Below are 11,615 nucleotides of genomic sequence, written 5' to 3' on the forward strand. Positions count from 1 at the left end.
CGGATGGTCGGTGCTACTGAGGTGACGCTGGTGGATCGTCTTCGCGGTGGTGACCCTTCGGCGCTGGATGCTCTCTTCCGGATGCACGGCCGCGCGGTCCACCGGGCCGCGAGAAGCTTCCTCGCGGACGCCGGCCACGCGGAGGACGTCGTGCAGGAGAGCTTCTTCCTGCTCTGGCAGCGCCGCTCGAGCGTGCGCATCGTGGGGGAGTCGGTGCTGCCCTGGCTGCTGGTGACGGCACGCAACATCAGCTCCTCGACCAATCGCCGCGAGCAGCGCCGGCGCTACCAGCCCCTGTCCGTCGACATCGCTTCTCGCGGCGTCGACGCGGAGACGGGTGACCGGCTGTTGGACGTGCGGCGGCTGGTCGAGCAGATGAGCGCGACGGACCGGGCGATCTGGACGACGTGCATCGAGGACGACCTCAGCTACAGCGACGCCGCGCGCTCCCTCGGCCTGTCCCACGGGACGGTCCGCAACCGTCTCGCGCGGGTGCGGGCATCGCTGACGGGAATCCTGACGGAACGGACAGAGGACCATGGACAGTCGTGACCTGAGCGATGAGCAGCTCGAGCGCATCAGCGCCCGACTCGCGCACCGCATCCGCCACCGCCGACGCCTCGGCCAGGCCGCAGCAGTGGCACTCGCCGGCGTCGCCGGCGCGGTCCTCAGCGCGGCAGTCCTCACGGCGGTGACGACGGAGCGCGGCACTCCGGTCGCGGCGCCCGTCACCTGCTGGGAACAGGACGGGCAGGGCGTTGCCCTGTCGGGCGAGATCCAGACGCCCGCGAAGCAGTCCACCGCGTCGCTCGCAGCGGCGTGTGCTGCGCTCGCGGGCACCAACGGAGACGAAACGGACGCCGCCTTGTTCTCCCTCGCAGGAACCCAGGTGTGCCAGGAGGGCGGCCGGATCGACATCTTCACGGGACTGACCACCACAGTCGACTGCACCAACCCGCCCACGACCCAGACCGGAGTCGACCAGTGACCTTCAGACGCACGAGAACCCTCGCCCTCAGCATCCTCTGCCTCTCCGCGGCGCTCCTCGTCAGTGGATGCGCGACGAGCGCCAGCAGCCCCGGGTCTCCATCGACGTCGCAGGTGCCGGGTGAACTGCTCAGCGCCGAAGACGCGACCAAGCCCGTCTACGAGACCACCGCTGTCATCGGCGATCAAGGATCAGGCGAATGGCTGCTCGATCACCCCGTCAGCCTGCGCATCACCGGCACCGACGGCCGGTCGGAGCTCAGCATCGACGGTCCCTGCAACACGCTCACCTACGACCTCCAGTCCGCCGGCCTGCAGACCTCCGTATGGGTCGTCACCGGAGGCCCCGCGACGACGTACGTCGGCTGCCTCGACGCGGCCGGCGAACGAGAGCAGTGGCTGATGGACGTGCTGGGCGCAGAGGACGTCAGCCTCACCCAGACCACCACGACGATGCGCATCCGCTCAGGCCCCGTCACCATCGACGCCACCGCGAGCACGACCCCCATCTCCACCGAGACGCCTGCCGAACCAACGGAAACCCCTACATCCACCGTCCCGACGGAGGGCCCACCGGGCACCCCCATCGCCACCGCCGCCTCTGAGGGCCCGATGGTCGACGTACAGACGCTGACGAACCCGGCGCTCGACCTCGCCAACGGTCTCGGAATCCGTCTCTCGACGCCCAGCGCGGAGGAGAAGAAGCAGTACCCGATCTACGCGGTCAGAGCCACGTACAAGGAGCTCGCCGCGTACGACCCCGCTCTCGCGGACCACTACTGGGTCGCACCGGACGAGCCAGTGTGGGCGCTGACCGTGCACGCGCCGGCGGAGAAAACGGACGTGCCCTACGGCTTCGACCTCCATCGGGTGGACGTCTTCACCGCCGTCTACGACGGAATCAGCGGCGAGCTCCTGACGTCACAGGGCGATGTCGACCTCGCGTCTAAAGGTGTGCCCGGCGAGCTGATCACCGCCGAGTAGATCCGTTGTCACTATCCCGAAAGGGGATCGTTCACCGGTCGCGTATCCGGCTACGGGCAGCGGTAGGTCTTCGCGAAGTCGGTTGCCGTGAACTGCCTTCCCTCGGTCATCGAGTTGAGCGACGGGCAGATGTCGTGGTTGTGTGCCGCTACGAAGGGGGTGGCTGATTGTGGGACGCAGCCGTAGTCCTGGTCGGGCTGGTCGAGGATGCGCAGCTGACCTGTCTCCCCGGCGGCGAGGTGAAGATCGGACCAGGAGCAGGACCAGATGAGTGAGGCTCCGGTGTCGTTGGTGATGCTGACGTAGTGGGAAGGGCCATGCACTCCGAACAGCAGATCACCCACCCACAGAACCGCGGCCGTCAGGACGGCTAGAGCGCCCAGCGCGATCGACGGTCTCACCGACCGTCGTTGGCGGGGTGGCGTCTGCCGGTTCGGTGGGAGTCCGCTCGGATCCCAGCTGTCCAGACGTTCAACCACGGCGCCTCCACCCCTCAGCGTGACGAGGATCGGCCTCGACTGCCGCCGCGCTCGTTCCCTTGAGTTCTCCCACGGGAAAACAGTAGGCATGACACGGCTCTCACCACGAGGAGCAACCGACTCGCGACCGAGAGCGTTCCGTTAAGGATCGGTCCCGCTTTCAGGTTGGATGCGCTCACAGCGGGTATCCGAAGTAACGTTCTTGCCAGCTCGGATTGCTCATCACGATCGGCCCGTCGTACTGGCCCCAGAGGGATTCCTCGGCAGCGACCGCGAAGTCTAAGGCTTCGAGAGCTGCGGTTATCGGTTGCAGGTCCTCCGGTTCGACCAGCGCGTCGAACTCCTCTCGCGAGTACGCTCCCGGCCTCTCGAGGGCGATGAAGCAGAGGTCCCCGTGCTGGCTGATGGCGACGACGAGGTCTGCCGTCGTGCGTGTGGCTGCACCGTTCACTGTCACCTGAGTAAACGTTGCGGAGTCCTGCCAACTCCACGGATCGTCTACCGACACCGCGCCGGGAAAGCTCTTCTCGAGGAGCGCTGCAAGCGCGTCCACCTTTGCGGCCAGTCGTGGTCCGTCGAAATCGATCGGCCGCTCGGGAGCCGCAGGGTCATCCATCTCGCGTAACCGGCGTTCAAGCGCCGCGCCCCCTAACCACATGCTCGAAGTGTCCTCCATGCCGACCAGGTTCGGCTCGTCTGATGAGCTGAGACGACGGAGGAAAGTTGACCGCCCTTCAGCTCGAACGGACGCACGGTCGGCTGCTCGTGGTCATCGAGGCTCGCCCGGAGCAGTTGACTGTTCCGTTAGGGGATCGTTCAGTGGATGGCGGCGGCCGGCTGAGGGCGCCGATCGGGGGTCTCCGTCGCCCGTAGCGGACCGAGCCCGAGTGCGCGTCTGAGGCCGAACGCGCCCGACGCAGGCCCGGACAACTCTCGCCGTCGCCGGTCGTAGGTTCGGCTAGGTTCAACTCGTGCCTTCGAGTCGACCAAGTGACCTTTCCGCTTCGGCAACAACAGGAGCAAGTTTTCTTGCGCACGCGTGGATAGCCCTGCTTGTAGCGGTTTCTTACACGGTATCTGCTCTTATGATTGCTGGACCGATGCGTGAAGCGGCCTCGGGAGTGCAATACACGCTGGCAGATGCAGTTTTTGAATACGCGTGGCCGTTTGCTTTGGTTGCTGTAGTTCTTCTCGCGCTGTCGCCCTTGACCGCGAAGATATCGAGGTCTATTGGTGGCAGCACTAATGGGGGTTCTCGTCAACCACTGAGCATCACGAGAAAAGCTTGGCTTATTTCGCTAGTTGCATTTGGGGTCTGTTTAATTCCCGCAACCCTTGCCAGCGCTTTTGGGTTTCTGATAATACCATTCTTGCTAATCATTGGCACCCCGTCGTCTTTTTGCATAGTGGTGCTCTTCTTGCAAAGGGCGAATGCGCGCAGTGCGCGACAAATCAGACCTTGAAACAGGTGGTCGCGTGTTCGCCTTGTACTCACCGGAGGGGCTGGCGCCTTGCTTCGTGCGTTGCTGCGTGGCGATCCCGCCCGAGGGTCAGAGGGTGGGGAACCAGCTTGAGTTGTCCACGATCCACAGCGACACGGAGTTCCAGAGCCCGGTGATGACGAGGACGCCGATCGCGATGAGGAGCGCGGCGACGGCCTTGTTGGCGTAGGCGCCGATGCGGCGCAGCCAGCGGCGTGAGCGTGCTGCGCGGGCGAGGACGAGTCCGAGCAGGAACAGCGGGGCGAGCATGCCGAGGAAGTAGACGAACCCCAGCATCACGCCGAGTCCCACGGTGTCGATGTTGGAGGCGAGGCCGTAGGCGATGGCGAGGGACGGTCCGAGGCAGGGGTACCAGACGGCGGCGCAGCTGACTCCGAGCAGCAGTGCCTTCGCGGCCGAGCCGCCCGGAGTTGACGTTCTCGTGATCCAGGGGATCCGGAGGACGCCGAGGGAGTAGAGGCCGGCGGCGATGAGCAGTCCGCCGGCGATGAACGTGTACGGCGGCCGGGCGAGGTTCACATTCGCGCCGAACGCGAGAAGCAGCGCCACGGATCCGATCAGCACGAGAGCGGCCCCGACCGCGAACGCGAGGATCGACCACACCTGCCGAGACGGTCGAGCTCGCCCGTCCCCTGTCGAGGTGAGCGCGCCGACGATGCCGGGGAGGATCGGTGCGGCACAGGGGGAGAGGAGAGCGAGCGCGCCCGCGAGGAACGCGGTGCCGAGCGCGGGGAACATGCCCTCACCCTAGTTTCCGGAAAGGGCGTGTCCTGGTCCCGCGCTTCCTAGGCTGACCCTGTGACCTGGACAAGTCGACCGCGCAGCATCGCAAGGGTGACCGCTCGAACCCTCGCCATCACGGCCATCGCTGCCGCGGGCGCGGCCTCGCTCAGTGGGTGCTTCACCACCGCCGAGCGGCCGCCGCTCACTTTCGCGGACCTCGACCGGGCGGCGACCGACGCCGATACGTTCCCGACGCTGCCCCCGCGGGCCTCCTGGTCCGAGATGGACGAGACCAGCTCCCGGCTCGTCGGCCGAGTCGGCGACCTGTCGCTGTTCCTGGCGCGCACGAGCGATCCGGAGACGACATGCCTGACGAGCGTCGCTGACGAGGACACATGGGGCCAGAGCTGCGGGGCCGGCGGGTTCGACAGCGCGATCGGCCGCGACACGGTCCACGTCGTCCCGGACGGCGGGGGAGTCGAAGAGACGTGGACGCCGCTCAGCGAGAACGTCTACGTCGACAGCCCTGGTGTGCGGTGACGACGATCGAGGAGCTTCGACTGGCGCTCGTTCCCGTGTTCGAGGCGATGCTGCACGAGGACGAACGCTCGTCACTTCGGCTGCACTTCGTGCGGCTCGCAGAGTGGCCGGACGGTTCTCCTCTGAGTCCTGCAGATCGCCTCGAGGACGGCAGCGTCGTCGCGCAGTGGGTAGTCCTCGGGGAGACGGGCTCATCGCGAGAGCTTCAGAGCGGCGTCTCCGTGTTCGTCCTCGCTCTGGCCGTGCAGAGCGATCTTCAAGACTTCATCGCGGAGAGCGTCTTCGGGTGGGGACAGCTCAGGGGTACTTAAACGCTCCTGCCACCTTCTGGCACCGGGCGCCTCCGCCGGTAGAGGCGAGCGGCAGGCCACATCGATGAACTATCGAGACCTGGCCGCCTCCTCGATGAACCACTGTCGTCGTACGGTCTGGTCATGGGTGCATTGGTTCGGCGTCGCGTTCGGTGGTGGTGGCTCGCGATCGCGTTGGTTGCTCTCGTCGCTGTGGTCCTTCTCGCCGGTGACCGTTCGGGTACCTGCGTGGAGTACGTGAACTCGCCAGGCGTGTGCACCAGCGTCAACGAGGATCCCCGTACCTGGGTACTCGTCGGGATCGGCAGCCTGATCGTCCTCGGCGCACTGTATGGAGCGTTTCGGCGCCGGTAGTCGAGCCCTGCAACCGATCATGGCCGCCCGCGAAAGGATCGTGAGCGGGCGATCGGCTCGGTGGCTGAAAGCCTTGAACTCGCGTGCAGCCCACGGTTCTGGACTGCCGCGACGATCAGCCGGACATCGAGCGGCGTCCATACACTGAGGACTTGTGACTGCTGATCGAATCCAGCTCGTGCGCGACGACAAGCTCGCTATCGTCCCCGCCTCCGCCGTCGCGGTGCAGCCGTCAGCGGGCTGCTGATGGCCGGCGGGGCGAGCAGTGCGCTCGCCTGCAACGCTCTCGGCGCGGTGATCCATGACGTCCGATCAGCGATCTGACCACGACGCGTCTCTCGAGCGCGAGCCCGACACGGCTCAGGCTCGCACCGATGCGAACTTCCGCCCGGCCGACCACTTCGACTCCGACGGCTCGATCACGCAGCCGACCCTCGGCTTCACCGGCTGGGTCCGCTGGATGTGGCGCCAGCTCACCAGCATGCGCACCGCGCTGTTCCTGCTGCTGCTGCTGGCGATCGCGGCGGTGCCGGGCTCGCTCGTGCCGCAGCGCTCCTCCGACCCCAACGGCGTCACCCAGTACTTCATCGACAACCCGGACCTCGCGCCGCTGCTCGACAAGGTCCAGGCCTTCGACACCTACACCTCGGCGTGGTTCTCGAGCATCTACCTGCTGCTGTTCGTCTCGCTGATCGGCTGCATCATCCCGCGGACGAAGCACCACTTCCAGGCGATGCGCTCGCGCCCGCCGAAGACGCCGGCCCGTCTGCAACGCCTTGCCGGCTACACCGTCCGAGAAGTTGAGGGCGCCACTGCGGAGGAGGCGATCGAGGGCGCCCACGCGATGCTGCGCCGCGCCGGCTACCGCATCGAGCGGTACAACGACCCTCGCGGCCGCTGGTCGAGCGTCTCCGCTGAGCGCGGCTACCTCCGCGAGACCGGCAACCTTGTCTTCCACTCCGCCCTGGTCGGCATCCTCGTCTCCGTGGGTATCGGCGGCGGATTCGGCTACAGCGGGCAGCGCGTGCTGGTCGAGGGCGGTCAGGGGTTCGCGAACAACCTCGCGGCCTACGACTCGTTCAACCCGGGGCGCTTCTTCGACAGCAGCCAGCTCGACCCGTATCAGCTGAACCTCGACAGCCTTGCCGTCGAGTACGTGACCGAGCCGGGCGAGGCGTTCGGGCAGCCGATCGACTACACCGCGACCGTCACCACCACCCAGCGCGGAGGCAGCAGCGAAGAACGCACCGTCAAGGTCAACGAGCCGCTAGCGATCGGAGGCACGAATGTCTACCTCCTCGGCAACGGCTACGCCCCGACCATCACAGTGCGCGACCCCTCCGGCACGGCGATCTTCACCGACTCGGTGCCCTTCCTCCCGACCAACGCGAACCTCACCTCGGTCGGAGTGGTGAAGGTGACGGACGGCCTTGCTGAGCAGATCGGCATGACCGGCTTCTTCTACCCCACCCAGGACCAGCTCGCGACAGGAGCATCGACGTCCGTCTTCCCGGACCTTCAGTACCCCGTGCTCTCGCTCAACGTGTTCTCGGGCGACCTGGGATTGAACGGCGGAGTGCCGACCTCGGTCTACGAGCTCGCCGTCGACTCTCTGACTCGACTGACCGGCGGCGACACCGGAGTAGCACCATTGACGCTGAAGCCGGGCGAGACCACGAACCTGCCCGACGGATTGGGTACCGTCACCTTCGAGAACGTCGGAGCCGACCCGGACGTCATCGGCACCGATAGCGTCCGCCGCTTCGCGTCCTTCGACATCCACCACGACGCCACCCAGGGCTGGGTGCTGCTCTTCGCGATTCTCGTCCTCGCCGGGCTTCTCACGTCACTATTCGTGCCGCGCCGACGAGTCTGGATCAAGGCCACCCCGGCCGAGGACGGCTCGCTGCGCCTCGAGTACGCCGGACTCGCCCGAGGCGAGGATCCACAACTCGTGCGAACGGTTAGATCGGTCGCAGACCGTCACGCGCCACTCGACTAGACGTCCGCTCAGCGCTTCACTTGGGTTCGGCTGAGTAGGTGCGTGCCGCCCAGCTTGGCCAGTAACTCTCGGCCGCGTCTAGGTCGATGCCGCGAAGACGGATGAGGCAGACGTCCTGGTCGCCGCGGGTAACTACCCAGAGGCTATGGGGCCGGCCGAGAGCTCGCTTCGGGATCCAGGCCAGCACCTCGTCGAGGTCGGTTTCTGAAAGCTCCCACTCTTGGTTCGACGTGCCGTCTTCGGACCAGAAGTGGACGCGGTACGTCGGACCGTCGACCTGCAAGGTTTGGTCGCGCGGATCGTGCAGCTCTGCTTTCACGCGCCCACTGTAACTATCGGGGTGCTCGAGGCCGTCCCGTATGGGGATCGTTCACCGGTACACGCAGACGCGACACCGAGCGTGTCGTTCCTCGCGGTCGCCTGCACGACTCTTCGCGCTACCGCGCCACTCGTGCAGACGACCGTGAGCATTGAGATGTTCAAGGTCCCCTGCACACGCGACCCGTGCGCCACTGAACCGTTCCGTAAGGGGATTCCCTACCGGAACTCCCGCCGGGAGATTAAGGGATGTTGGTAGGGGATGGGTCAGCGGAGAGCAGGGCGACCCGAGAGCCGCTCACCGGATTCTCGCGAGAGCCTCCGCGGTTGCGCGTCGAGCGAGGCGGATTGTCAGGTCGGAGCTGAGTAAGACGCCGAACCAGTGGTACCAGCAGACCTCGAGATGTTTCGGAGTGATGATGTGGTCGATGAAGAAAATCCGAGTGAGATCGACGGCCTCAGGAAAATACTCATCGGAGGGTGCCCCTGCCTCCGTCCCAGGCCCGAGACCCATCAGGTCTTCCTCAGTCAGGATTCGAAGCAGCGTCTCCCGAACCTCCAACCATTGGTCACCGTCAACCTCGGGCAGCGGGCGCTGCATCATCGACCTGTACGCCCGTCTGAGTGATGATTGCTTCGTGAATCCAGTCACAGGACCATGATGGTTGCTCGCCCCCGGATGAGCTGTCGTGGCCGCAGCAGTGATCGTTCCGTATGGGGATCGCTCACCGGTACACGCAGAAGCGACACCGAGTGCCTGTCGCCATTCGCAGACGCCTGCACAACGCGTCGCGCCACCCCGGCACTCGTGCAGACGACCGTGAACATTCAGATGCTCAAGGTCGCCTGCACAATCGACGCGAGCGCCGCCGAACTGTTCCGCAGAGGGATCGTCCTTCGGGCGTTACGGGGCTACTGGGAACCTGTGCAGCGCCGCCAGCTGCTCTGGCGAGTCAGGTGATCTTCTCGGCCTCGCGGAGCACCTGATCGACGTCGGCGCGAGCGTCGCCACCAGCTCGTGCAGTTCGGTCGCATGGTCTCGCTTCCGCTCGTGGATCAGCGAGCGCATGCCGGGGTTTCGTGCGCGGTCAGTCAGGCCAGATGGCGCCCAGTACGCGCATCGTTTCGGAGCGACTGAGACCTTCGTGCTTGCTTTCGGCCACGAGTCGGTGAGCTGCGGTGAGCACGGCTCGTGGTGTTGCGGAGACGGAGTCGCTAACCCGTGTTCCGCTTCCGGTCCGCGTGACGAGTATTTTCTCGCCCTCGAGCGCTTTGTAAGCCTTGGCGACTGTGCCAGGAGCAACGCCGAGGTCGGCAGCCAGTTGCCGTACCGAGGGGAGTCGTTGATCGGCGGCGAGGACGCCGGTCGCGATCAATCCTCGGATCTGGTCCTGAATCTGATCGGTGAAGGGAGCGCCGGTCTCAGTGAGCGTGATGATCATCGTGCCGAGGACGTGGCGAGGCGACGGCTGCTCGCAGCAAGAGTGGAGAGGAGGACACTCCCCCAGAAGGCGAATGCGAGCACGAAGCAGGCGTAGCCGCTGACCTGAAAAAACGAGCCCAGCGCAGCAAATGAGGTTCCGAACTGCACTTGCCCGGAAGCACCTGCGCTGAGTTCCGTCCTCATGGTCGATGTCCCGTAAAGCGACACGAGGACGACCCCCAGATGCAGGAGAAGTCCACCACTCAGCGCCGCGAGAACATTGCGTGTTCGTGTAGCGCGTTGAGCGCTGTCAGCGACGCGATCTGCTGAGAGTGGCGGGAGCGAGATTCCTCGCAGGACGAGCGCTGTCAGCAGCAGGAGGAGGAGGAGAACCGCAAGACACGGCAGGGAGTACCACCAGCCATAGATCGTGGTGCTGGCGGTGGTGTTCTCCGAGATCGGCAGTTCGAACATCACGTGTCGGCCGGCTTCATCGGTCGTCGATGCGGCCCCCGCGACGATCGCCACGACGACTGCGAGCAGCGTCACGATCGCGGTGCCGATCAGCCGCCCCCGCGAGGTGAAGGTCATCACCGTTCGCGGGGCGAGCTCGGCAGTGCCGACTCTCTTCTCTGACCGTGCGGGAATTGCGAGGAAGGCGAGAGGGACGACGGTCAGAACGAGTGGGATCAGGAAGCGTGACAGCTGGACGTAGACCAACCAGTCGACCATCGCCGGAACCCACCAGGGGTACACCCACCAAGCCGAGAAAACGACGGCTGCAATCACTGTGAGGATCATGCCAACAGCGGTTGATGCCCTGACGCGCGCGGGAAGCGCCACGCCGTAGCGGCGAGTCAGCCAGTGGGCTCCAGCCGCAAGAAGAAGCCCAGCAGCTGCCGGACCGAACTGCATGAGCTGAAGCAGAAACATGTGGTTACCCCCTAGGTGTATCTGCACAGTAATACACTTCGTACCACTAGGGCGACACATTGAGCGGTGATGCATCGAAGTAGTGATCGGCCGCTCACTGGGGTGGCCCCCGCCCTGAGACGTTTCGACTCGCGACGGCGGCTGGCTGATCCTGTGCGCTGTTGAAGCGGCGGGTAGCGTCCCGTATGGGGGTCGTCTCGCGGTTCGCGCTCGTCAGGCCAGCCCTACTCGACGTCGCCGCTTTCCGTGAGCTGGTCGCGCAGCACCCTCCGTGCCCTCGACAGTCGAGCGCGAACGGCCGTCGCCGGTTTCCCCAGAACGACGGTCGCCTCCTCCTGCTGGGGAGAGCCACCGACGTCGCTCTCGAACAGCTGTCACTTGTTCGGCCTACGTGAGCGTCGTGTGCCACGTTTGATCGTCTTGCCCAGAAGCGCTCATGAGCCGGTAGGTCGCCGTGAAGCCGACCGAGGCGGGATCGGTCAAACCGCCTCCGAAGCTGAACGTCAGCGCTTGACCAGGCTTCAGGTGGTCAGGAAGCCCTCGGTAGGCCTGGACGTACTGTTCCCCGTTCTCGCTTCCATCCAAGTCGGTGACGGTCACGATCTCCTCTAGGCGATTCCAGAGGTGCCAGACGCCGTCCTTGTCCTTCTGTATTTCAAACGGTTGGCGACGAGCTTCACGTGCACGTTCAATGGCAGCTCGCTCTTCCGCGGCTGCTGCAGCCCGTTCCTCAGCGGCAGCCGATCGCTCAGCGGCTGAAACTGCACGTCTAGCGGCCTCCTCGGCCTTCTCCTGCGCTGCGCCCGCAGCTCGATTCGCTCGTACGGCGATGATCGCTTGAATCCACGTCACTGCAGTGGCCCCAAGGGTGCCGACAAGAAGACCGAGTTGCACGATGAGATTCGCTGCTTCCACGGACGCGACCCTAGCGCCCGCTCGTTCTGCCCGGATGTTCCGTATGGGGATCGTTCACCGGCACGGTTCCGCCAAGGATCCGTAGTGCTGAACGCGACAGTGGGGAGAGTAGGACCGCAAGGCACAGATCCGATCGACGTGGGC

General features: G+C 65.4%; 14 protein-coding genes. 6 read left to right on the plus strand and 8 right to left on the minus strand.

The window, feature by feature from the left end; genetic code table 11:
- Positions 1-21 precede the first annotated feature (21 nt).
- Genes C5B92_RS10990 through C5B92_RS11000 form a run of 3 tightly spaced genes read left to right on the plus strand, consistent with a single transcriptional unit; the run spans position 22 to position 1,971 of the window.
- The gene (locus tag C5B92_RS10990; RefSeq protein ID WP_181028807.1) at positions 22-552 is read left to right on the plus strand and encodes an RNA polymerase sigma factor; all 531 of its coding nucleotides are present in this window, start codon (positions 22-24) and stop codon (positions 550-552) included.
- On the plus strand, positions 539-988 hold the full coding sequence (locus C5B92_RS10995) for a hypothetical protein (RefSeq protein ID WP_104350390.1): 450 nt from the start codon (positions 539-541) through the stop codon (positions 986-988). Before C5B92_RS10990 ends, C5B92_RS10995 begins: the two co-directional genes overlap by 14 nt.
- Positions 985-1,971: a hypothetical protein gene (locus C5B92_RS11000; protein ID WP_104350391.1), complete on the plus strand. Its 987-nt coding sequence runs from the start codon at positions 985-987 to the stop codon at positions 1,969-1,971. Before C5B92_RS10995 ends, C5B92_RS11000 begins: the two co-directional genes overlap by 4 nt.
- A 50-nt stretch (positions 1,972-2,021) precedes the next feature.
- Here C5B92_RS11000 and C5B92_RS11005 read toward each other — a convergent pair whose 3' ends face one another.
- From C5B92_RS11005 to C5B92_RS11015, 3 genes are all read right to left on the minus strand, one after another.
- On the minus strand, positions 2,022-2,294 hold the full coding sequence (locus tag C5B92_RS11005; RefSeq protein ID WP_146079302.1) for a hypothetical protein: 273 nt from the start codon (positions 2,292-2,294) through the stop codon (positions 2,022-2,024).
- A gap of 331 nt (positions 2,295-2,625) precedes the next feature.
- A complete protein-coding gene (locus C5B92_RS11010) occupies positions 2,626-3,126 on the minus strand; it encodes a hypothetical protein (protein WP_104255887.1) in 501 nt (166 codons plus the stop codon).
- Positions 3,127-4,000: 874 nt separating this feature from the next.
- Entirely contained in the window at positions 4,001-4,690 is a 690-nt protein-coding gene (locus C5B92_RS11015; RefSeq protein ID WP_104350393.1) for a cytochrome c biogenesis CcdA family protein, read from the minus strand.
- 96 nt (positions 4,691-4,786) lie between these two features.
- Between C5B92_RS11015 and C5B92_RS11020 the strand changes: the two genes are divergently transcribed.
- From C5B92_RS11020 to C5B92_RS11030, 3 genes are all read left to right on the plus strand, one after another.
- On the plus strand, positions 4,787-5,215 hold the full coding sequence (locus C5B92_RS11020) for a hypothetical protein (protein ID WP_104255885.1): 429 nt from the start codon (positions 4,787-4,789) through the stop codon (positions 5,213-5,215).
- Positions 5,212-5,526, plus strand: a complete 315-nt coding sequence (locus tag C5B92_RS11025) for a hypothetical protein (protein ID WP_104255884.1) — start codon at positions 5,212-5,214, stop codon at positions 5,524-5,526. Before C5B92_RS11020 ends, C5B92_RS11025 begins: the two co-directional genes overlap by 4 nt.
- Before the next feature lie 655 nt (positions 5,527-6,181).
- Entirely contained in the window at positions 6,182-7,882 is a 1,701-nt protein-coding gene (locus tag C5B92_RS11030) for a cytochrome c biogenesis protein ResB (protein ID WP_104255883.1), read from the plus strand.
- Positions 7,883-7,898: 16 nt separating this feature from the next.
- Here C5B92_RS11030 and C5B92_RS11035 read toward each other — a convergent pair whose 3' ends face one another.
- From C5B92_RS11035 to C5B92_RS11055, 5 genes are all read right to left on the minus strand, one after another.
- Positions 7,899-8,201: a hypothetical protein gene (locus tag C5B92_RS11035; protein WP_104248266.1), complete on the minus strand. Its 303-nt coding sequence runs from the start codon at positions 8,199-8,201 to the stop codon at positions 7,899-7,901.
- A gap of 297 nt (positions 8,202-8,498) precedes the next feature.
- Positions 8,499-8,852 (minus strand): hypothetical protein, encoded by a 354-nt coding sequence (locus C5B92_RS11040; RefSeq protein ID WP_146079303.1) that lies wholly within the window; start codon positions 8,850-8,852, stop codon positions 8,499-8,501.
- A 436-nt stretch (positions 8,853-9,288) separates the two neighbouring features.
- A complete protein-coding gene (locus C5B92_RS11045) occupies positions 9,289-9,642 on the minus strand; it encodes a GntR family transcriptional regulator (protein ID WP_104255881.1) in 354 nt (117 codons plus the stop codon).
- Positions 9,639-10,556, minus strand: a complete 918-nt coding sequence (locus tag C5B92_RS11050; RefSeq protein WP_146079304.1) for a hypothetical protein — start codon at positions 10,554-10,556, stop codon at positions 9,639-9,641. The genes C5B92_RS11045 and C5B92_RS11050 overlap by 4 nt, the downstream gene beginning before the upstream one ends.
- Positions 10,557-10,943: 387 nt before the next feature.
- Positions 10,944-11,471, minus strand: coding sequence for a hypothetical protein (locus C5B92_RS11055; protein ID WP_104255879.1), 528 nt, complete (start codon positions 11,469-11,471; stop codon positions 10,944-10,946).
- Between the last annotated feature and the right edge of the window lie 144 nt (positions 11,472-11,615).

Origin of the sequence: Rathayibacter sp. AY1A4 (assembly GCF_002930955.1) — a bacterium.
Lineage (GTDB): Bacteria > Actinomycetota > Actinomycetes > Actinomycetales > Microbacteriaceae > Rathayibacter.

Coding starts and splice junctions, on each gene's coding strand:
- C5B92_RS10995 (WP_104350390.1), top strand. CDS start 539: ATGGACAGTCGTGACCTGAGCGATGAGCAGCTCGAGCGCATCAGCGCC.
- C5B92_RS11010 (WP_104255887.1), bottom strand. CDS start 3,126: ATGGAGGACACTTCGAGCATGTGGTTAGGGGGCGCGGCGCTTGAACGC.
- C5B92_RS11015 (WP_104350393.1), bottom strand. CDS start 4,690: ATGTTCCCCGCGCTCGGCACCGCGTTCCTCGCGGGCGCGCTCGCTCTC.
- C5B92_RS11030 (WP_104255883.1), top strand. CDS start 6,182: ATGACGTCCGATCAGCGATCTGACCACGACGCGTCTCTCGAGCGCGAG.
- C5B92_RS11045 (WP_104255881.1), bottom strand. CDS start 9,642: ATGATCATCACGCTCACTGAGACCGGCGCTCCCTTCACCGATCAGATT.
- C5B92_RS11050 (WP_146079304.1), bottom strand. CDS start 10,556: ATGTTTCTGCTTCAGCTCATGCAGTTCGGTCCGGCAGCTGCTGGGCTT.